This is a genomic window from Ornithinibacillus contaminans, assembly GCF_001038425.2.
Classification (GTDB): Bacteria; Bacillota; Bacilli; order Bacillales; family Amphibacillaceae; genus Ornithinibacillus; species Ornithinibacillus contaminans.
Genome location: NZ_LDPV02000049.1, coordinates 44284 through 64922, shown reverse-complemented (window position 1 = coordinate 64922; position 20639 = coordinate 44284). Strand labels below are relative to the sequence as shown.

The 20639-nt window shown below is 39.2% G+C and carries 19 protein-coding genes and 12 tRNA genes; 3 read left to right on the top strand and 28 right to left on the bottom strand.

Features of this window, described 5'->3' with window-relative positions:
* Positions 1-203: 203 nt before the first annotated feature.
* The 13 genes from JF53_RS13235 to JF53_RS13175 form a co-directional block, all read right to left on the bottom strand.
* A tRNA-Ile gene (locus tag JF53_RS13235) sits at positions 204-278 on the bottom strand.
* 10 nt (positions 279-288) lie between these two features.
* A tRNA-Gly gene (locus JF53_RS13230) sits at positions 289-362 on the bottom strand.
* A gap of 22 nt (positions 363-384) precedes the next feature.
* A tRNA-Pro gene (locus JF53_RS13225) sits at positions 385-461 on the bottom strand.
* Between the two features lie 5 nt (positions 462-466).
* A tRNA-Arg gene (locus JF53_RS13220) sits at positions 467-543 on the bottom strand.
* A 75-nt stretch (positions 544-618) separates the two neighbouring features.
* Positions 619-702 (bottom strand) — tRNA-Leu (locus tag JF53_RS13215).
* A gap of 30 nt (positions 703-732) precedes the next feature.
* A tRNA-Leu gene (locus JF53_RS13210) sits at positions 733-817 on the bottom strand.
* A 7-nt stretch (positions 818-824) separates the two neighbouring features.
* Positions 825-900, bottom strand: a tRNA-Lys gene (locus JF53_RS13205).
* Between the two features lie 272 nt (positions 901-1172).
* A tRNA-Gln gene (locus tag JF53_RS13200) sits at positions 1173-1247 on the bottom strand.
* A gap of 8 nt (positions 1248-1255) precedes the next feature.
* A tRNA-Asp gene (locus tag JF53_RS13195) sits at positions 1256-1332 on the bottom strand.
* Between the two features lie 25 nt (positions 1333-1357).
* Positions 1358-1429 (bottom strand) — tRNA-Glu (locus JF53_RS13190).
* A 9-nt stretch (positions 1430-1438) separates the two neighbouring features.
* Positions 1439-1529 (bottom strand) — tRNA-Ser (locus JF53_RS13185).
* A 3-nt stretch (positions 1530-1532) separates the two neighbouring features.
* Positions 1533-1607: transfer RNA gene (locus JF53_RS13180), tRNA-Asn, on the bottom strand.
* A gap of 256 nt (positions 1608-1863) precedes the next feature.
* Positions 1864-2319 (bottom strand): SprT family protein, encoded by a 456-nt coding sequence (locus tag JF53_RS13175; RefSeq protein WP_047981057.1) that lies wholly within the window; start codon positions 2317-2319, stop codon positions 1864-1866.
* Between the two features lie 320 nt (positions 2320-2639).
* On the opposite strand from JF53_RS13175, the gene JF53_RS13170 reads away from it, so the two are divergent.
* Entirely contained in the window at positions 2640-4121 is a 1482-nt protein-coding gene (locus JF53_RS13170; protein ID WP_047981056.1) for a catalase, read from the top strand.
* Positions 4122-4339: 218 nt separating this feature from the next.
* Here the strand turns inward: JF53_RS13170 and JF53_RS13165 are convergent, their stop codons facing one another.
* The 14 genes from JF53_RS13165 to acpS all read right to left on the bottom strand — a co-directional run bounded on the left by JF53_RS13165 (position 4340) and on the right by acpS (position 16348).
* Positions 4340-6508: a Tex family protein gene (locus tag JF53_RS13165; RefSeq protein WP_047981055.1), complete on the bottom strand. Its 2169-nt coding sequence runs from the start codon at positions 6506-6508 to the stop codon at positions 4340-4342.
* 128 nt (positions 6509-6636) lie between these two features.
* Positions 6637-7227, bottom strand: a complete 591-nt coding sequence (locus JF53_RS13160) for a protein phosphatase 2C domain-containing protein (protein WP_047981054.1) — start codon at positions 7225-7227, stop codon at positions 6637-6639.
* 4 nt (positions 7228-7231) lie between these two features.
* The gene (gene sigB / locus JF53_RS13155) at positions 7232-8020 is read right to left on the bottom strand and encodes an RNA polymerase sigma factor SigB (protein WP_047981053.1); all 789 of its coding nucleotides are present in this window, start codon (positions 8018-8020) and stop codon (positions 7232-7234) included.
* Positions 7992-8468, bottom strand: a complete 477-nt coding sequence (gene rsbW / locus JF53_RS13150; RefSeq protein WP_047981052.1) for an anti-sigma B factor RsbW — start codon at positions 8466-8468, stop codon at positions 7992-7994. Before rsbW ends, sigB begins: the two co-directional genes overlap by 29 nt.
* Positions 8468-8800, bottom strand: coding sequence for an anti-sigma factor antagonist (locus tag JF53_RS13145; protein WP_047981051.1), 333 nt, complete (start codon positions 8798-8800; stop codon positions 8468-8470). Before JF53_RS13145 ends, rsbW begins: the two co-directional genes overlap by 1 nt.
* A 78-nt stretch (positions 8801-8878) precedes the next feature.
* Complete coding sequence (locus JF53_RS13140) at positions 8879-9889, bottom strand: PP2C family protein-serine/threonine phosphatase (RefSeq protein ID WP_047981050.1); 1011 nt, start codon at positions 9887-9889, stop codon at positions 8879-8881.
* Between the two features lie 86 nt (positions 9890-9975).
* Positions 9976-10377 carry an anti-sigma regulatory factor gene (locus tag JF53_RS13135; RefSeq protein ID WP_047981049.1) on the bottom strand — a complete coding sequence of 134 codons (402 nt, stop codon included), beginning with the start codon at positions 10375-10377 and terminating at the stop codon, positions 9976-9978.
* 3 nt (positions 10378-10380) lie between these two features.
* Positions 10381-10737 (bottom strand): STAS domain-containing protein, encoded by a 357-nt coding sequence (locus tag JF53_RS13130; protein ID WP_047981048.1) that lies wholly within the window; start codon positions 10735-10737, stop codon positions 10381-10383.
* The gene (locus JF53_RS13125) at positions 10709-11614 is read right to left on the bottom strand and encodes an RsbT co-antagonist protein RsbRA (protein WP_047981047.1); all 906 of its coding nucleotides are present in this window, start codon (positions 11612-11614) and stop codon (positions 10709-10711) included. Before JF53_RS13125 ends, JF53_RS13130 begins: the two co-directional genes overlap by 29 nt.
* Positions 11615-11887: 273 nt before the next feature.
* Positions 11888-12244, bottom strand: coding sequence for a type II toxin-antitoxin system PemK/MazF family toxin (locus JF53_RS13120; protein WP_047981046.1), 357 nt, complete (start codon positions 12242-12244; stop codon positions 11888-11890).
* A gap of 3 nt (positions 12245-12247) precedes the next feature.
* Positions 12248-12532: a CopG family ribbon-helix-helix protein gene (locus JF53_RS13115; RefSeq protein ID WP_047981045.1), complete on the bottom strand. Its 285-nt coding sequence runs from the start codon at positions 12530-12532 to the stop codon at positions 12248-12250.
* A 175-nt stretch (positions 12533-12707) separates the two neighbouring features.
* Positions 12708-13826 carry an alanine racemase gene (gene alr, locus JF53_RS13110; RefSeq protein WP_047981044.1) on the bottom strand — a complete coding sequence of 373 codons (1119 nt, stop codon included), beginning with the start codon at positions 13824-13826 and terminating at the stop codon, positions 12708-12710.
* 140 nt (positions 13827-13966) lie between these two features.
* Positions 13967-14986 (bottom strand): LolA family protein, encoded by a 1020-nt coding sequence (locus tag JF53_RS13105; RefSeq protein WP_047981043.1) that lies wholly within the window; start codon positions 14984-14986, stop codon positions 13967-13969.
* A gap of 1008 nt (positions 14987-15994) precedes the next feature.
* The gene (gene acpS / locus JF53_RS13100) at positions 15995-16348 is read right to left on the bottom strand and encodes a holo-ACP synthase (RefSeq protein ID WP_047981042.1); all 354 of its coding nucleotides are present in this window, start codon (positions 16346-16348) and stop codon (positions 15995-15997) included.
* Between the two features lie 166 nt (positions 16349-16514).
* Between acpS and JF53_RS13095 the strand changes: the two genes are divergently transcribed.
* Positions 16515-17276 carry a rhomboid family intramembrane serine protease gene (locus JF53_RS13095; RefSeq protein WP_047981041.1) on the top strand — a complete coding sequence of 254 codons (762 nt, stop codon included), beginning with the start codon at positions 16515-16517 and terminating at the stop codon, positions 17274-17276.
* A gap of 105 nt (positions 17277-17381) precedes the next feature.
* Positions 17382-18955, top strand: a protein-coding gene (locus JF53_RS17315) for an IS3 family transposase (protein ID WP_157052524.1) whose coding sequence is annotated in 2 segments (ribosomal slippage) — positions 17382-18024 and positions 18024-18955 — 1575 coding nt in all. Because the reading frame shifts where the segments join, the coding sequence is not laid out codon by codon here.
* A gap of 80 nt (positions 18956-19035) precedes the next feature.
* Here JF53_RS17315 and JF53_RS13080 read toward each other — a convergent pair.
* Positions 19036-20514, bottom strand: coding sequence for a DEAD/DEAH box helicase (locus JF53_RS13080; protein ID WP_047981039.1), 1479 nt, complete (start codon positions 20512-20514; stop codon positions 19036-19038).
* Positions 20515-20639: the final 125 nt, after the last annotated feature.

Genomic DNA, 20639 nt, shown 5'->3' with positions numbered 1-20639 from the left:
ATAGGAAAGTTCTTAGCAAAGAAGCGCTAGCTTCTGTATTTCTTTTAATAGAAAAAACAGGGTATGTTTTTTCTTGACATACTGGTTGTTTTGTTCAGTTTTCAAAGAGCAAAATAATCATTTGTTGTTTTAGCGACAACTTTTATATCATAACATGCTGTCGATATTATGTCAACAACTTTATTCATTCTTTTTTAGAATGATGGGCCTGAGTGGACTCGAACCACCGACCTCACGCTTATCAGGCGTGCGCTCTAACCGGGCTGAGCTACAGGCCCATAATAATTATGGAGCGGGTGAAGGGAATCGAACCCTCGACATTAGCTTGGAAGGCTAGAGTTTTACCATTAAACTACACCCGCATATTAAATTTGAAACTTCCGCTGGTCGGGAAGACAGGATTTGAACCTGCGACCCCTTGGTCCCAAACCAAGTGCTCTACCAAGCTGAGCTACTTCCCGAAATATGGCGCGCCCGAGAGGAGTCGAACCCCTAACCTCTTGATCCGTAGTCAAACGCTCTATCCAATTGAGCTACGGGCGCAAAAACAACGTTACTAACTATAACATACTCAACAATTTATCGCAAGGTGCTTCTTATTCCAATAACTGGAACTAGTGCGGCCGAGAGGACTTGAACCTCCACGGGATTAACTCCCACTAGGCCCTCAACCTAGCGCGTCTGCCGTTCCGCCACGACCGCATTAAAACGAAATTTAGTTGAACAAAAATATGGTGCGGGTGAAGGGAGTCGAACCCCCACATCCGAAGATACTAGATCCTAAGTCTAGCGCGTCTGCCAATTCCGCCACACCCGCATATAAATGGTGAGCCATGAAGGATTCGAACCTTCGACCCTCTGATTAAAAGTCAGATGCTCTACCGACTGAGCTAATGGCTCGTAATAAAAAGTACATTTCTTTCTTGTGTCAGCCTTTTAAATATGAATAGAATGATACACGCAGCGTATTCGGCCGATGTATTGCTCCAAAATGCTCGTCGCTTAAGCGAATCATCGAAGCGATGCTCCTCGCAAGCCTGCACATAGTAGCAATTCAAGATGCTGGCGGCTCTCTACCGACTGAGTTAACGGCTCTTTATATAGTAGTTCCCGAAATAAATGGGTATATGATACAAGTATGTTAAATATCTCACAAACAAAGTAAATAAAAATGGCTGGGCTACTAGGATTCGAACCTAGGATACACGGGATCAAAACCCGATGCCTTACCGCTTGGCTATAGCCCAACAATTAATGGCGGTCCGGACGGGACTCGAACCCGCGACCTCCTGCGTGACAGGCAGGCATTCTAACCAACTGAACTACCGGACCTTCTCTATTTATTTGTAAAAACCAATGACCCGTACGGGATTCGAACCCGTGTTACCGCCGTGAAAGGGCGGTGTCTTAACCGCTTGACCAACGGGCCATAATATAATGGCGGAGAAGGAGGGATTTGAACCCTCGCGCCGCTTACACGACCTACACCCTTAGCAGGGGCGCCTCTTCAGCCACTTGAGTACTTCTCCATATGGCTCCACAGGTAGGACTCGAACCTACGACCGATCGGTTAACAGCCGATAGCTCTACCACTGAGCTACTGTGGAATAATGTAATAATGCTTCCTTCAAAACAAGCTATCACTAATTTCAGCGACAAAAATTATCATACAATATAACAACCGTGATGTCAAGCGCTTTACGGAACACTTTTACGATTCTTCTGTCTGATTTTGTACTGCTTGTTTTTCATAAGACTTTATATAATTTATCACGGTTAGAACGTTTCGTCAATCAATTTTTCGCGTCTGAATTTACAAATATTATCACGTATCTAGTTTCTTCCTATTTATATTTTCACCCCTTAATTTACTTGTTTTAAGCTTCCACCACAAATTCCACACCGATATCGTTTTACATCAACACTCCGAACTCTATTATATATGTGGTGACATGTTTCACATCTGTACTGATGCTTTTTACGATTAATAGTAGAAGGAAGTGGCTTGCAATGCCTTGGGGAACCCGTTATCGCCAATAGTCTTTTAAAGTCTGGATCACTATGCTTATAGCCTTTTCCTTCAATGTGTAAGTGATAGTGACAAAGCTCATGCTTAATAATCCCATTAAATTCATTTTCATCCATCTCATAAAAATATTTAGGGTTTAATTCAATTAACCTTTTACTTGGTAAATACCTACCTCCTGTTGTCCGTAGTCGGTTATTAAAGGTTACGTCGTCAACAAATGGCTTTTTAAAAAATTCTATTGAGATATGATTCACTAATTCATGCAGTTCTTTCTCACTTAAATGTTTCATTTGCGAAACCATCCTTACTGAATTTTGTAATTCAACACTAGTTTTCCTTCACTACTACAAAAGACTTATTTAAAATGATTATAATTAAATATTGATTTTTAAATATAATCATTTATAATATAGAGTATGAGTAAATACCCCAAACATGTAAGAAAGGAGGATTAGCAGTACGAATATGGGGGATTCTTTAACACTAGTTATGATGTTAGTTAAAGATTGTCTGTATATACTATTATCCTCAGTAAGGAATTTACTCAAACTATCTATTTAGTAATCTCATAGCTACTATTTTACACTATAATACTGGAGGGATATATTCAATGAGTGAAAACAAGAAAAAAATGACCACAGCATTTGGTGCTCCGGTTCCAAATGACGATGATTCAAAAACTGCTGGCCCAAGAGGTCCGCTATTAATGGAAGACTTCTGGTTCCTTGAAAAATTAGCACACTTCGACCGTGAAGTAATTCCTGAGCGTCGTATGCACGCAAAAGGTTCTGGTGCTTACGGTACTTTCACCGTAACCAATGATATTACAAAATACACAAAAGCATCTATCTTTTCAGAAGTAGGAAAGAAAACCGATATGTTTATCCGCTTCTCAACTGTAGCTGGTGAACGTGGCGCTGCTGATGCTGAGCGAGATATTCGCGGTACTGCTCTTAAGTTCTATACAGAAGAAGGTAACTGGGATTTAGTTGGTAACAACACACCTGTTTTCTTCTTTAGAGATCCTAAGCGTTTCCCAGATTTGAACCACGTAGTTAAGCGTGATCCAAAAACAAATATGCACAGCGCACAAGCTAACTGGGATTTCTGGACTTCTATTCCAGAGGCACTTCACCAAGTAACAATCGTTATGAGTGATCGTGGTATTCCTGCAAGCTATCGCCAAATGCATTTATTTGGAAGCCATACATACAGCTTCTTCAATGCAGCAAATGAACGTGTATGGGTGAAATTCCACTTCCGCTCTAAGCAAGGTATCAAAAACCTTACTGATCAAGAAGCAGAAGCAATTGTAGGTAAAGACCGTGAAAGCCATCAAAGAGATTTATATGAAGCTATCGAAAATGGTGACTATCCAAAATGGACACTTTACGTACAAATCATGACAGAAGAGCAAGCGAAGACTGTACCTTACAACCCATTTGATTTAACAAAAGTATGGTACAAAAAAGACTTCCCACTAATTGAAGTTGGTGAGCTAGAGCTTAACCGTAACCCAGAGAACTATTTTGAAGAAGTTGAGCAAGCAGCATTCGCTCCAACTAATATTGTTCCTGGTATTGGATTCTCACCAGATAAAATGTTACAAGGTCGTCTATTCTCTTATGGCGATACACAGCGTTATCGTTTAGGTGTTAACCATTGGCAAATCCCTGTTAACTACCCTAAGAACGCGAAGAACTTTAATCCATATCACCGTGATGGCGGTATGCGAGTTATTCCTAATGGAAACCCTGTTTCTTATAGCCCTAACAGCCACGGGGAATGGGAAGATAGTAAAGAACATCAAGAGCCAGCATTACAGCTTGGTGCAGATGTAGATTACTATGATTTCGATAAAGATGATGATAATTACTTCGAACAACCCGGTAAACTATTCCGCCTATTAAGCGCTGACGAGCAACAACGTTTATTCGAAAACACTGCTCGTGCGATGGATGGTACAACGAAGGAAGTTCAATTAAGACATATTAATCATTGCTACAAAGCAGATCCAGCTTATGGTGAAGGTGTTGCAAATGCACTTGGTATTCCATTGAGTGAAGTAGAAGCTGCAAGCGATGTAAAATAAGCTTGATTCATAGTTTAAGAGGCACTGCAATTGCGCAGCGCCTCTTTCTTTTTGTGTTGTTAACTGGCTCTTGATTCACTATGATGATTGTTCTGATTAGGGGCTGTTCTGTAATGTGACACCACTGTGGTTGTTGCTCCCCTCGAAATTGAATCAGACACTCACCAGGCTATTCGCAAATAAAAAAACCACCTATTGAATAGGCGGTTTATATTGCATTACTTCTCTTTAACCATTGTCAATGCGACTCTTCCTTTATTCGCATCAATACTATCAACCCAAACAGTTACAACATCCCCTACGGATGCGATATCCATCGGATGCTTGACATAGGAGTTGGACATTTTCGAAATGTGTACAAGGCCATCTTGTTTTACACCAATATCGACAAACACACCGAAATCGACTACGTTTCGGACAGTACCTTGAAGCTCCATCCCAGGCTGTAAGTCTTCTAAAGACAATACGTTTTTCTTCAGCAATGGTTGCGGGAACGCATCACGTGGATCGCGTTCTGGTTTACTTAACGCATCAATGATATCTTCCAAGGTTGGCTCACCGATTTCAAGCTGGGCTGCAGTTTCCTTTTTATTTAAGGACTGTAGCTTTTCTTTCAGTTCGTTTGAGCCAATATCCCCAAGCTGACAACTGAGCATGGAGAGAAGCTTCTCCGTATGGTCATAGCTTTCTGGGTGAATTGGTGTCCGGTCAAGCGGGTTATCCCCATCGATAATTCTAAGGAAACCAATTGCCTGCTCGTACGTCTTCGCTCCAAGTCTTGGGATTTTTTTCAATTGTTTACGGTTAGTAAATTTCCCGTTTTCATTGCGAAGTTTGACAATGTTACCCGCAACCGTTTTACTAAGCCCAGATACGTATTGAAGTAGCGAGCTGGATGCCGTGTTGACATTTACCCCCACTTGGTTAACCGCTGTTTCTACCACAAATGTTAGGGATTCCGTTAATGCTTTCTGGCTAACATCATGCTGGTATTGTCCCACACCAATTGATTTTGGATCGATTTTAACTAGTTCTGCTAGTGGGTCTTGTACACGTCGTGCAATTGAAGCTGCACTTCTTTCTTCTACCTGTAAATCAGGAAACTCTTCTCGCGCTAACTCAGATGCTGAATATACACTTGCCCCTGCTTCGTTGACAATGATATATGGAAGATCAAGATTGTTCTTCGTAATGACATCGGAAATAAATTGTTCTGTTTCTCGTGATGCCGTTCCATTACCAATCGCAACTAGTTCAATAGGATACTGTTGGATAAGCTTCATAACGATCTTCTCAGCGCCTACAACATCGTTTTTAGGGGCTGTAGGATACATAACGCCTACCTGATGTAATTTACCTGTTTCATCAATTACAGCTAGCTTACAGCCTGTACGGAAGGCAGGATCAACACCTAATACCGTTCTACCTTTTAATGGTGGCTGTAATAATAAATTTTTGAGATTTGTAGCAAATACGGAAATCGCCTGCTCTTCTGCGGTTTCTGTTAATGCACTACGAATTTCTCGCTCAATCGACGGTTGGATTAGACGTTTATAGCTATCCTCTAGGGCTGTCTTTATCACTTTACTAACGGCATCTGACGCATGATGCTTCATAACTTTTCGCTGTAAATAAGCAAAAATTGCTTCAATTGGCGGTGCGACGGTTACTTTCAGAATTTCTTCTTTTTCCCCACGGTTTAACGCTAAGATACGATGGGAAACAATGGATCGCACTGCTTCACTATAGTCATAGTACATTTCATAGACGCTCTTCTCGTCTTTCTCCTGGTTCTTTACTTCCGACTGAATTAAACCGCGCTTAAACGTCTCATTTCGAATGTATTCACGATACTCTGGTTCATCAGAAATCCACTCCGCCAAAATATCATTAACACCAGCAAGCACCTCTTCTATCGTATGTAATTCATGCTCTTTCGATAAATACTTCGACGCTTCGACCTGTATATCGATTTGCTTTTGCTCCCATATCACTTGCGCCAGTGGTTCTAAACCTTTTTCTTTGGCAATGGTTGCTTTGGTTCTACGTTTTTGTTTATATGGTCGGTATAAATCTTCTACGCGTTGTAATTGTGCTGCCTTTTTAATTTCCGCTTCTAGCTCCGGTGTTAGTTTTCCTTGTTCATCAATTAGACGAATAACCTCTTCTTTTCTTGCTGCTAAATTCGAAGCATATTGCCACTTATCTTGGATCGCCTTAATTTGAACTTCATCTAAGCCGCCAGTCATTTCTTTACGATATCTGGCGATAAACGGTACTGTATTTCCTTCGTCTAGTAATGCGATTACTTTATTTACAATGTTTGTTTGAACAGCTGTCTCGTTGGACACCCACTGTGCTAATTCTTGTTCTAAAACTATTGCCACAATTGTTCCTCCTTTGTTACATCATTTTTATTCTACCAAAATTCCAGCACAAATCCTATTCTCGTTCGTAACACCAGCCAATGTTCTCTTACTTCACATAAGAAAAAGACCGGCTTTTTATGCCAGTCTTATACTTGATCATATCGAATTGCGATTAAAGTCGTATCATCCTTCCTTGGTCGGTTGCTTCTTAATGCAAATGACTTCGTAATACGATCTACTTCTTTATCATAAAAATAATTTTGGACTAAATCCTGATTGGTAACACCATCGGTATACATAATAATGTTCATCTCATCCGTGAGCCGCTCTTGAATAACCTTGAATTTACGTAGGTAGCCAGCTAAATAACCTGCGTTAGGTATATTTCGTTTACGCTCCCTATTTCCGGTAATGGTCATCACACCAATATTGCCAATCGAAGAAATGGAGTAGTAATGGGTGGTGAAATCAATTTTGAAAATCGCCAGTACCGCTCCACGTTTACCAATCAATTGCTCATTACACTTTACAACGAGCTCTTCAACGGATGCATCAATGTTTTCCTTAATAATACGGATGACAATATCCGATGATTCTTTGGCGAACTCACCACTCCCAAGTCCATCGGCAAGTGCACAAACAAATTCGTTCTCTGTCTCATGATAAAAATAACTATCGCCACATTGTGCATTTCCTTCCTTCGCTTCTTGGAAAACTGCAACTTTTACCCTATTCATCTCTCTATAAAACCTCCGCACTATCTGAATTGATTGCTTCACGGAGTTTTTTTAACGATCTACGTTGTAACCTGGAAACATGCATTTGGGAAATCCCCAACAGTTCACCAGTTTCCTTTTGGCTCATATTATCAAAATATGTGCATTTAATAATCTGTTGTTCTCGATCCGTTAAAATTGGAAGTATTTTTTCTAACAACATTTTCAGGTCTATTTTTGTATATCCAGCTTCGTCTGTTCCGATCATATCTAGAATAGCTACGGTACTTCCATCTGAGGTTCCTTCAATAGTGCGATCGACGGATAGTGCTTGATAGCTCTTGCTCATCTCCATCGTTTCCAGCACTTCTTCCTCAGATACTCCGATATGCTTGGCTATTTCTTGAACTGTAGGTGATTTTTGTTCGATTGTGGTTAACTCATCCACGGCTTTTTTTATTTTCGGACCTAGTTCTTTAATTCTTCTAGGTACATGAACACTCCATGTTTTATCACGGATGAACCGCTTCATTTCTCCAACAATAGTAGGAATGGCAAAGGATTCAAAAGTCTTTCCAATGGATGCATCAAACCGTCTGATTGCAGCAAGCAGTCCAATCATACCAACTTGAACTAAATCCTCGTGAATCATACTATTTTTCGAGTATTTCCTAGCAATCGCATGCACTAAATCCTGGTAGGCTAGAACAATCTTCTGCTGTGTTGCCTCATCTGTGGGATTCTGTTGAAGCTGCGCTATCCATTGATATACCTCATCGCTTCCTTTATTGTCTGGTTGAGACGTGGTCGTCATGTAACCCCACCTCTTGTTTCTCCAGGTACTTGGTCATAAGAACGATAACACCTGAGTCATTATTTATTTCAACTTTATCCATTAAAGCAGTAATTAAAAATAAACCAAAGCCTCCTTCGCGCAAATTTTCTACGGATTCCGTGCTTTCATAAGGACCGATTGTCGCTTTCACATCGCTCAAGCTAAAGCTCCCACCATGATCTGCTACCATGATTTCTAATCGTTCTTCATAGACCCCAAAGCCTATGGTTACTTCCCCGTCATCTTCTTCGTTATACGCATGTGTTACGGCATTGGTCACCGCTTCTGAAATAGCGACCTTTAAATCTTCAATTTCTTCATACGTGAATCCCATCCGGTTAGCAATACCCGAAATGGAAAGCCGTATAACTCCAACATATTCTGGTTTTGCCGGAAATCTCATTTCAATAAAGTCAAACGATTCCATTATTCATTCACACCTCGAATCGTAGCGTTTATATCCATTATTTCATGTAATCCAGTAATTTGAAATAAACGAAGTACACGATCTTGCAAATTAACAAGTCGTAGGACGCAATCATTTTCTTTCGTTGATTTTAAGGCGTTTACGAACACACCTAGCCCCGTACTATCCATGTAATTGACATGCTCCAAATTCACTTCTAGAACATTTCCTTGCTGTTTCGTTAGTGGGAGTAATGCATCCTTTAACAATGGAGCTGTATACACATCAATTTCTCCAGTTAAATGAACTACTGACTTATTATTCTCTTCATCTATACGAATTCGTAGATTCATAATCTTTCCCCCATAACCTGCTTTTCTGAGATTTGTTCCCATTGTAGCTATTGTTCGTGTTCCCTAATTCCAATTCTTTTAAACTACTTTTTTAACAATTACCAAGGTAAAATCATCCCGTAATTGAAAATCCTGTAAACGTTCAAAATGCTTGTAAACACGATTCACCGCCTCTTGGGCTGGCAAATGCATATATGTTCTAATTACTTCCAGCACTTCATCCCGCTCAATAAATTGGCCGTCCTTTCGGCACTCTGTCACACCATCGGTTAACAGAATGATCATATCATCCTTTTCAAGCTGCAATTCATACTGGGTATAGGTAGTAGTTGGATTGACCCCTAACACCAAGCCTTTCGCTTCGATTTCTTGAAATTCCTGTGTTTGCTGTTGATAATAAAAGCCTGGCTCATGCCCGGCAGAAGAGTAATAAAGTGTTCCTGTAGCAGGTTTATACTGGGCATAGAACATCGTAATAAACATACTAGGATCCACATTACGCTCAACTACTCGGTTCAGGCTAGCCAGAATCGCATTCGTCGCCATGACATTTTCCGGAAAACTATCCATTGCATATTTAATCATCGACATGGACAGTGCAGCTGGGATTCCTTTTCCGATTACATCTGCAATGGCAATACCAATAGAGCCATCCTTCCCCTTCACAAAATGATGGTAGTCACCATTCATTTGATTAGCAGGAACACTAATGACTCCAATATCCAATTCTTCTGTTTTTGGAATTTCGGATTGAAGCAGCATTTGTTGCATGCTTGCCGCCACATGGATTTCTGATTTAAGCTCCACCTGTTTCTCTCGTAATTGTTGAAACTCCTGGTGAGCTAATCCATAGGAAATCATAGCTTCCAATAAGAAATTCATCGAAATATGGATTTGTTCATGTAATTCTGGATAAATCTCTAGTAACGCCTGTATATGTAAATTCACAATTTCTTCTGGTAAAATATTCTTCTTTATGAATGCTTTTGAAATTTGTTCCGCACCATATAAGGCGGTTTCATCTTGTGTTGCAATATAATGTTTTAATAAGTCCGTATAATTCCTCGCATCTAAATTCGTATCCATCATGGCCTCTCCTATTCTCTATAGGAAAATTTTTAATTCCAGATTGTCTTACTAGGATGATAGTCAAGAAGCATATGATACTAAATCTGTTACCTAACCCATTTTACCGTTTTAATTGTTGTTCCTTTATCCGCTTCTGAAACAATATCAAATTCATCCATCAACCGCCTAACGCCAGGTAACCCTGCACCCAAACCTCCCGATGTAGAAAACCCGTCCTCCATCGCTTGGCTTAAATCCTTAATGCCAGGCCCATTATCTTGGGCAATAATTACGATCCCTTTATGATCCAATGAGTCAAGTATTTCAAAACTAATCTTTCCTTTACCAGCATATAAGTATATATTACGAGCAAGCTCAGAAATTGCAGTTGTAATACGAGCTTGATCCACTGTGCCAAACCCAATATTTTTTGCAATTTCACGTCCCATTTGACGTGCTGCTACGATATCCCATTCTTTATAAATGGTTACACAGGACTGGGAATTCACAGGCTATTCCCCCAATTCCTGATGGAGTTTCATTAAACCTTGCTCAAGATCCAAGGCAGTTGGCACATTTTGCATATGAATGCCTAGCTCAATTAGCGTCATGGCAACAGCTGGTTGGATACCAGTTAAGACTACTTTCGCCCCCATTAGGTCTGACATCGCAACAACGTCTCCTAACACCTTGGCAATAAAGGAATCAATAACATCGACTGAGGTCAAGTCAATGACTACACCTACCGCCTCGGTCTTATGGATTTCTTTTAGCAAATCCTCCTGAAATTGAATGGCTGTTTGGTCATCTAATTCTGTTTGTATGGAAATCAGCAAATAGTTATGTAGTTTTAATATCGGTATTCGCATGACTCACTTCACTCCCCTTACCTGTTCCTAACAATTCTTCCATTCCTTGTATTTTTTTATCAAATTCCACAATTGATTTATTCGTAATTTCTAACGCTAATATGAATCCTTTTTTCAAGGAACTCTTTGTTGGAAGCTGCGAAAAATTAATGCCCAAGTTCACGATGGTTTGGGCAATTTCTGGTCGTATTCCAACTAAAATACACTTCGCCCCTAATAAGCGGACTGCTTCTGTCGCTTGGAATAAGTGATGAGCAACCATCGTATCCACCACCGGGACCCCGGTAATATCAATTAATACCACTTCCGCGTTATGCCGCATAACACCTTCCAATAGGTTTTCCATAATGAACTTGGCACGCTCTGTGTCAATAGTCCCTACTAAAGGCATAATTGTAATGTTATCCATAACCGGAATCAATGGTGCAGATAATTCCTGTAATGCCACACGTTGCAAGGATACCACATGCTCCCAGCTGACGGAATATTCATTGACGAGCTGACGAATGATTGGCTCTACCCATGAATCAACATCGTTTAATACTTCACTTATGTATTCGGTATCAACTCGGTCAAGTTTACTAAGTATGGTACTAATGGTTACACTCCGGAACTTCTGTAGACCATCCGTAATATAACTTAACGGCCAACCTAGATGGATGATTTTTTCTGAGAAGTCCTTTACAATTTTCGCAGAACCATTTTCTTTTATACTACTGAAAATAACGTCAACAAATTCACTATTATTACTTTCGAATAATTCTTTTGAAATATCCGCTGTATAATTTAATCCCTTTAACGAATTAATCTCCTTTAACCATTCCTGGATTATTTCATCACTGTTCTCAATTGCTATATCCCGTAAATTTCGCTTCATCGCGAGCAACCCCCGATTACATAAAATATTATAAATATTGTCACATGTTATGCCGTTTATTGCAACTATATACACATATAAACGTCAATTGGTTTAATTTAATATCTATTAGAATGATTCGGATATTTAATGGATTATTTGGGCAGGGAAATTAGTTTTATGATAAGAACTATTTGGCCGGTGCTTCTTCCCCGCTTCAACTATTCTCATTTTATATAGAATTACACAAATAAAAAACTCATAGTTAACAGCTAAGTAAACTATGAGTTCCTATTAATCATACATGTCTTTTAGTCCTAGACTAATTTCTAATGCATGGTTTATTTTTTTCATCATTTCGTTATCTAATTTCGTAATTTTATCTGTTAACCGCTGTTTATCCAATGTACGAATCTGTTCCAAAAGAATAACAGAATCTCGGTCAAATCCATAACGTTTGGCATCAATTTCTACATGGGTAGGTAATTTTGCCTTTTGGATTTGAGCGGTAATTGCAGCAACAATTACGGTTGGGCTGAATCGATTTCCAATATCATTTTGGAGGATCAATACAGGTCGCACTCCCCCTTGCTCCGATCCAACGACAGGGGATAGGTCAGCGAAATACACTTCGCCTCTTTGAACGATCAAATTCTACACCCCGATCACAGAGCGCTCTAGAGTAATTTCTGCCTCCTCTTCAGCTTGAAAAGCTTCTGAAGCAATTGTGAGATTAATTCTTGCCATTTCTTGATAGCCTTTTTGCATGGATTGGTAGAAGTTTTGAATATATTCTTCTTTTTTTGATTCTAAATAAGTTCTTGTTGCCTGACTTATGAATTCACTAAGATCTCTATTTTCCTTTTTCACTAATCCATCCACCTCATTTAGTAGGGTTTTCGGTAGCCGCACCATAATTTCTTGTAAGCTCTCTGACAAAACCAAGCACCTCCGCCAACTGTTGAACGACCGTCACATATAGACAATTTTAATCAAACTTAATAATATCATTGAATAGCCGTAAATGCAAAGGCTTATCAGCATTTTCGCGAAAAAAAGTAGGGAATTTGACCAGTACTACAAAAAATTCTGTTATTTTACCAAAATTCCCCATTTATCCTTGGTAAATTCTAGGAATACGATCATTTATCATACATGGAATCTCGTAATTAATCGTATCCAAATACATAGCCAATTCATCCATCTCAATACGGTCCTCACCTTGTTCGCCAATTAACGTAACCTTTGTTCCAATCGGATATGCCTGGTCTAGACGAATCATCGTCTGATCCATGCAAATTCGCCCTACAATTGGCATACGCTTGCCAGCGACTAACACGCTCGAACCTTGTAATTTTCGATTCCAGCCATCCCCATATCCAATTGGTATTGTCCCAATCCATTCATCCTGCTTTGCTGTATAAGTCTTTCCATAGCTAACTGATTCACCTTTTGAAATTTTCTTCACGTGTGCCAGTTTACTATGTAATGAAAATGCAGGTTTTAAAGAAATCTTATTTTCTAGTCTTACCACAGGAGAAGGATATAACCCATACATGGATATGCCAAACCGAATAAAATTATGCGTTTTTTCCGGAAAACGAATGGACGTTGCACTGTTGGCAACGTGCATACTGACAGGTTCAGTCCAATTTTCATAGAAGACGGATAGTAATTCCTCCAAACGCTTCGATTGTTCATAAAAGTAATCCAATTCCTCGGCATCTGCCGTCGCATAGTGGGTAAACACACCTGTCAACTTCACGTTTTTGTTCTTTTCTATTTCTCGTAAAATACGTATCAATTCTTCTTTCGCTCTTACACCAATTCTCCCCATGCCTGTATCAAGCTTCAAATGAACTTGCACAGGGCGTTCCATTGCTGTACCACTTAGTTGTTCTAGCCATTCCCTTTGGAAGAAAGTTAGTGTTATATTATTTGCCGCTGCAACTGATGCATAGGCAGGCGATACCCATCCTAGCACTAAAATCGGTGCGTCGATGGATGCCTTTCGAAGTAGCATTGCCTCCTCTAATAACGCGACTGCTAAGGCCGTTGCCCCAGACGCTAATGCTTGCTTCGCAACGGGCACAATACCATGTCCATACGCATTCGCCTTCACAACTGCCATTATTTCGCTATCTTCGGGTAGTTTTTCCTTTATTTGCTCCAAATTATACGTAATTGCATTCAGATTTATTTCAGCCCATGTATCCCGAAACATGTCTACCATTCAAGATAGCCCCTTTCCAATAATCATTTCACTCCTTATAGTATACTACCTTTTATCCAGATACTAAAAAATAAAAGCAGACTCCTAGCATGAGCCTGCTTAGCATTTTCTATTTCTAAACCATCGATCGTCACTTCTCGTTACTTCACTTCTTGCCCTTGAACAGATTGTGCTACTTCTAGTAAAGCTTCCTTCGGTAACTCATCACTTGCTAAATAGAAGTTCATACCATCATAATCCCACTCTATTGCATTTTCCGATAGGACACCCACCGCAAAGCCTAGATTAACAATATCGCCACTAACCTCTACTGGGGCGGTTAACGTTTCGACGACATCACGCTTTTCTTGTACTAGCGTAAAGTTCTTTTCACCAGAATAAGTAGAAATAATTCGTTTGCCATTTTCCAAATCAACCTCGATACGATCGGTTAACTCTGCACCAGCCGTATTCACTGGCACCATGACAGCTAGATCGTCTGTAACCCCATCCCCTGAGGTTGGTATATCATCTGGGAGGCCATTTGCCATATTTTGTTCAATCTCAAAATCTTTTTCGTTAAAGCTCGGATCGACTTCAAAGCTTGTGAATTTGACTTCAACCATTGCATTTTCATCCGTGTCCAATACCTTAACTAAGGCCGGTGTGTAGTTTTCCTTATCAAAATAAATTTCCTGATATGGCAAATTGTTATTGCTTTGATAATTGGTTTTCGTCTTGAAGATATAATAATTTTTATCAACCGTAAATTCCGCTTCCTTATCGTTCACAATATCTTCGACGAGTGATTGATATAAGTAGGGCTGACTACTATTATCTGGCCACTCGGACTGAAATTTGAAGCTCTTTTTCAGCTCCGGTGTTAAGACAAAGACACCTTCCTTGTTTTTAAGAATGATTTGACCACCTTTGTCTTCTTGATTACTGGACAATGCTACACGGTAGAAATCTGCTTTTTTGTGCCATACTTCGATAGTATACTTCTGCTCTTCTTGTCCCGTTTTCATCGTCATTTCTGCGTTCGTTTTGTATCCAGATAGACCCTCGACATGTTCACCTAGCTTTTTCACAACATCCTCTTGGGATTTCTCACCACATGCTGCCAAAACTAAAAGTAAGCCTACTACGAAAGTCATCCATATACTCGTTTTTTTTGTCATAGACATATCTCCCTTGTCTAAAATTCATAGAAAGCCTGACATATTGCCAAGCCATTATGGAAAAAGCCTTAGTTGCATGCAGGGAGGAAAGCTCTTGATTTTTCCTATTTCCCAATGAAAGCCTACTCCATTTGGGTTAATCGATTTATACACAAAGGGAACCTAAACACCATCACATCAAGAATAGAAATGTACAGCCTGACCATCCACCAAAACTCACACCGCCGTATCACACTTGGAAAATTACTATCCTCGTATAACCCATGAGTCAAAAAGAAAGTGTTATTCAAGTACAACTAGCCTTCTTAACAGGTAGCAAGTATCGTAGTACGATTTTAGTAGTATTATGGTTCTCTTCCAAGGCCCAAGGCATAAAACCTTTTCCCAGGGTCTCCGTACAGAAGCTCGAGAAATTTCTCCACTAGTGTTTATCAGCTTGGGATTTTTTTAGAAAAACTACATTTACGATTGCGTTCATTTTCCGTGCCAATCAGCAAGGTAATTTTCGTTCAATTGGCCCCGCAAAGCTTCTAGTCCTTGGATTATTCCGAAAACCACGCTAGGGTAACTATTTCAGTTGTTTTTATTACGAATATTTTACCCATCTGCTTGTACAGCCCTCAAACGTCCATTTCCCTCCTGAAGGCCTCCCTAACACTAGACATAGGCAGAAACATTCATTCATGAAATCAATATCTAGCTATTACAATAGTGTTAGAATCATGTACACATAGTGTTAACCAGTTGATCTAGTCTTAACTTGCCAATACACACGCTTTTTTATCTTTGGTCTGCACCGGCTACCTTCTCTCCGCCTATGCTGTCTTTTCAACTAGTACGACCTTGTTTTAGTCCGATTCGTTTCATGCTGCCTGGACACGAATGCTTCCTGCTGGTATACCGGTCCATTTCATACATTTCTTTGTGGTGGCTATAGTACAATTTGTTCCCTCCTGCCCGCACTAAAATATATGAGACAACCTATGCAATTATGCAGATGTGATGAAATTATCCTTCTAAGACAACCTGAGCTACCGCATATTCTCTACTATGAGTAATGGAAACAAAAATATTCATCGCTTCATCCAATGCAACCGTGATAAATGGTGCACCGTTTTCATCATTTCCTATTTCGATGTCCTGGAAGCTCAGTTTCCCAATTCCAGTACCCATCGCCTTTGCGAAGGCTTCTTTTGCAGCAAATCTTCCTGCAACAAATTCTATTTTTCTAGCGTGGCTGGAAATCGTTAAAAACCGTTCCCTTTCACGTTCTGTTAAAATCCGCTCCACGAATCGTTTATTTTCTAAACTTTTCTCGATTCGTTCTAGTTCAATAATATCGATACCAATTCCTTTTATCATTCGTATGCTCCTAACAGGTTCTTAGTTTTTTTATCCATATCGTTTTAATTGAAAATAGTATTATAGTAATCTAATAATGACCATACTATTATCATAACCGCAATTATACATTATAAAAAAAGTAAATGATGGCTGGATATGTGGTCATTAGGAAAGAGGGGAAGCTATGTTTGTTCGCAATGAAAGAAGTGTGAAAGAATTTATTACCTATTATCCGGTTGTATCTACGATTGTCATTATTCATATTGCCATTTGGCTCTTACACGATTTTCTACCCATCCCATTTATGGAACAGCTATATAATCTCGGAACCGGAAGCCATTACTGGATTTATCAAGGTGAATATTGGCGGTTTATAACCCCGATTTTTCTTCATGGTGGACTAACACATATGCTATTTAATTCCTTTTCACTGGTGCTTTTTGGTCCTGCCTTGGAGCAGATGTTAGGAAAATGGAAATTTACAATTGCCTATCTTGGCGCAGGGACACTTGCCAATGTAATCACCTTTTTCCTAAATCCTTCCTTTATGTTTTCCCATGTCGGTGCATCTGGTGCGATATTTGGGTTACTCGGGATTTACGTCTTTATGGTGGCCTTTCGCAAACAATTAATTGATTCTCAAAACGCACAAATTATTATGGTCATTTTTATTATTGGGATGATCATGACATTTATCCGTCCCGGAATCAACCAATACGCCCATGTCTTAGGATTTATCGTCGGATTCATTCTTGCACCACTAGTATTGACCAAGGTACGACCCTATCATCCATGGCGCTATCGTCACGATGTAGATGACCAAGAAATACAATTCGATCCAAATCGCTGGAAGAAAAAGCGCTTTTCGGTAAAAGGAACGTTTAATTGGCTCTGGATTATCCTAGCGGCTTTAGTGATATTCGGATTAGTAGGCTATCTACTATAAAGCTTAAGAATAATACAACAAAAAAGACTCCTATATATTGATATGCTCCCCTTAAGGTAGACAGATTAAAAAACAAAAATCTGTTTTGCCTTAGGGGGAGTTTTTTTGTCCTATAAAATTCATTCTAGTGAATTTAAATATGAAGTAATAACAGCTTATAAAAATGAAGATTATACACTGCAGGAATTATGTTTAAAATATCATATTAATAAAACGACTCTTAGAAGTTGGGTTGAGAGATTTGAGACAGAAGGAATAAATGGACTAGAGAATTCAAAAACGTGGAAGAAGTATTCTAAGCAATTAAAAGAAGCAGCTGTACTTGATTATTTGTCAGGAGATTATTCCTATAAAGAAGTTGTCCGAAAGTACCATATTTCGAGTCATTCCGTGCTCATTAGGTGGGTAAATAAGTATAATAGTCATAGAGAATTAAAAGATACGGGAAAAGGGAGAACACGATCTATGACTAATGGAAGAAAAACCACTTGGGAAGAAAAAATTGAGATAGCTATTTACTGTTTGGAGAACAGAAAAGATTATCAAGGAACTGCAGAAAAATATAGGGTATCCTACCAACAGGTTTATCAATGGGTAAAGAAGTATGAAACAAAAGGGGCAGAAGCTTTAAAGGATAACCGTGGAAGAACCAAAAGTGAATTTGAACTGTCTCCAGAAGAAGAAATGAAACTCGAAATGAAGCGATTAGCATTTGAAAATGAACGTTTAAGGGCTGAGAACGCATTTCTAAAAAAGTTAGAGGAGATCGAAAGGAGGCGAAAATAAACCAAGTAAGGTTTGAAGATAAATACATCGCTATACAAGAACTTCATGTGGAGGAAAATCTATCGATTTCCCTACTTTGTGAAATTGCAGGGATTGTAAGATCTGCTTACTATAAATGGCTAAAGCGTATACCATCTAAACGAGAACTTCAAAATAAAGAAATTATTAAAGAGATGGTTACTCTTCATGAAAAAGTAGAAGGTATTTATGGTTATCGACGAATGAAGTTAGCTATGGATCGTATATTTAAAAAGAAGTTTAAACAGAAACTTAATCGCAAAAGAATATATAGATTGATGAATATCGTCGGTTTTCAATCGGTCATTCGTAAAAAGAAGAAGCATTATAAACGTTCTATCCCACAACATGTTGCGGAGAATATCTTAAATCGTAATTTCAAAGCAGAGAAACCCAATGAGAAATGGGTAACGGATGTGACGGAGTTTAAGTATGGTACTTCCAAGAAAGCATATTTAAGCGCTATTCGTGATTTGTATGATGGATCCATCGTAAGCTATGTTTTGGGGCATCGAAATAATAACCGACTTGTCTTTAAAACAATGGACCTGGCAACAGCAATTATAAATGGAGAAGACCATCCGTTGATCCATAGCGACAGAGGATTTCAGTATACTTCACACGGTTTTAAACGCAGGATAGATAAAGCAGAGATGACTCATAGCATGTCTCGAGTAGGAAAATGCATTGATAATGGACCAATGGAATCTTTTTGGGGAACGCTGAAATGTGAAAAGTATTATCTACATAAATATGAGACATTTGAGGAATTATCAAGAGCAATTAATGAATACATTTACTTTTATAATTACGAAAGATACCAAGAAAAATTAAACGGCCTTAGCCCTATAGAATTTAGAGCTAAAGCCGCTTAAATCAATTTTATTATTTCCACTGTCTACTTGACAGGGGGCAGTTCATATCTCTAGGAGTCTTTTTGGATGTTCCATTCCAATTAGTCACGATTTCTACGTTTTTGGAAATTCCCTTTGCGATTACGGCCACCTTGGTTTCTTGCTCCACCTTGGTTACGGTTGCCACCGCCATTTTGGTTGCGATTTCCGTAGTGTCGCTTGTTATTAGATCGACCTTTGCTTTGCTGTGCCTTTTTAACACTAATCGGAGCAACAGAAGAAATTTGAACTGGTACATCTCTTCTTTCCTTCGTTAACATTTTTAGTGCAGCAGCAACAATTGTTACAGAATCATGATCTTCTAATAAATCGTTAGCTGTTTGATGATAAGCTTCTAAATCATTCTTCTCAATTGTTTTTAGGATTTTTTCTACCGTTACCTGTTGTTGCCCAATACGAGCTTCTTTGTTCGTTGGTGGAACCATACGCTTCATTTTACTGTTCGTTACTTTTTCGATTAAACGTAGGTGCGCCATTTCTCTTGGTGTGATAAAGGAAATAGCTTCTCCAGTACGTCCTGCACGACCTGTACGTCCGATACGGTGTACATAGCTTTCTGGGTCTTGCGGGATATCAAAGTTATATACATGTGTTACACCTGAGATATCAAGTCCACGTGCCGCAACATCTGTTGCAACAAGAACATCCACACGGCCACCTTTAAATTTATTCAGTACAGACATACGCTTACCTTGTGTTAAATCCCCATGAATTCCTTCAGCACGGAATCCTCTTGCTTGAAGTCCTTCTGTAATTTCATCTACACGTTTTTTCGTTCTACTAAACACGATGGATAAATCTGGATTATTAATATCCAAATGATTAGTCAACGTATCAAACTTAAACTTCTCAGGAATTTCTACAAAATATTGATCGATATTTTCAACAGTCATTTCTTTCGCTTTTACTTTTACTTCTTTCGGACTGTTCATCAAATTCGTTGCAATGTCACGAATCTCTTTTGGCATTGTCGCTGAGAATAGTAATGTTTGTCGTTCACTTGGGATTTGCTTTAGGATTTCACGAATATCATCGATGAATCCCATGTTAAGCATTTCATCCGCTTCGTCTAATACGACCGTATGAACGATATCTGTGCGAATCGTTCTTCTTCTGAAATGATCCAATAGACGTCCTGGTGTTGCAACTACAATATGAGGACCATCTTTAAGAGAACGAATTTGACGGTCCATATGCTGACCACCATATACCGGAAGGACACGAACTCCCTTTAATTTCCCTAAACGGTTTAACTCTTCCCCAACCTGTATTGCTAATTCCCTTGTTGGAGCAACTACAAGTCCTTGGACTTTTCTTAATTTCGTATCAATCTTCTCAATCATTGGAATACCGAATGCAGCAGTTTTACCTGTTCCAGTCTGTGCCTGCCCAATAACATCATTTCCTGCTAACGCAAGAGGAATTGTTTCTGCTTGAATTGGTGTTGCTTCTTCAAACCCCATTTTTTCTAACGATTTCATTATAGGACTTGAAATACCTAGTTCATTGAATGTTGTCACGCTTTTACTTCTCCTTTATGCAAAATATTTATTGTATTAGCGCTTGAACTTGCCGTGATGCTTGTACCGAGAATCACATCACCCATTTATCTTATCTTATCCATTAACGTAAAACTTACGTGCCC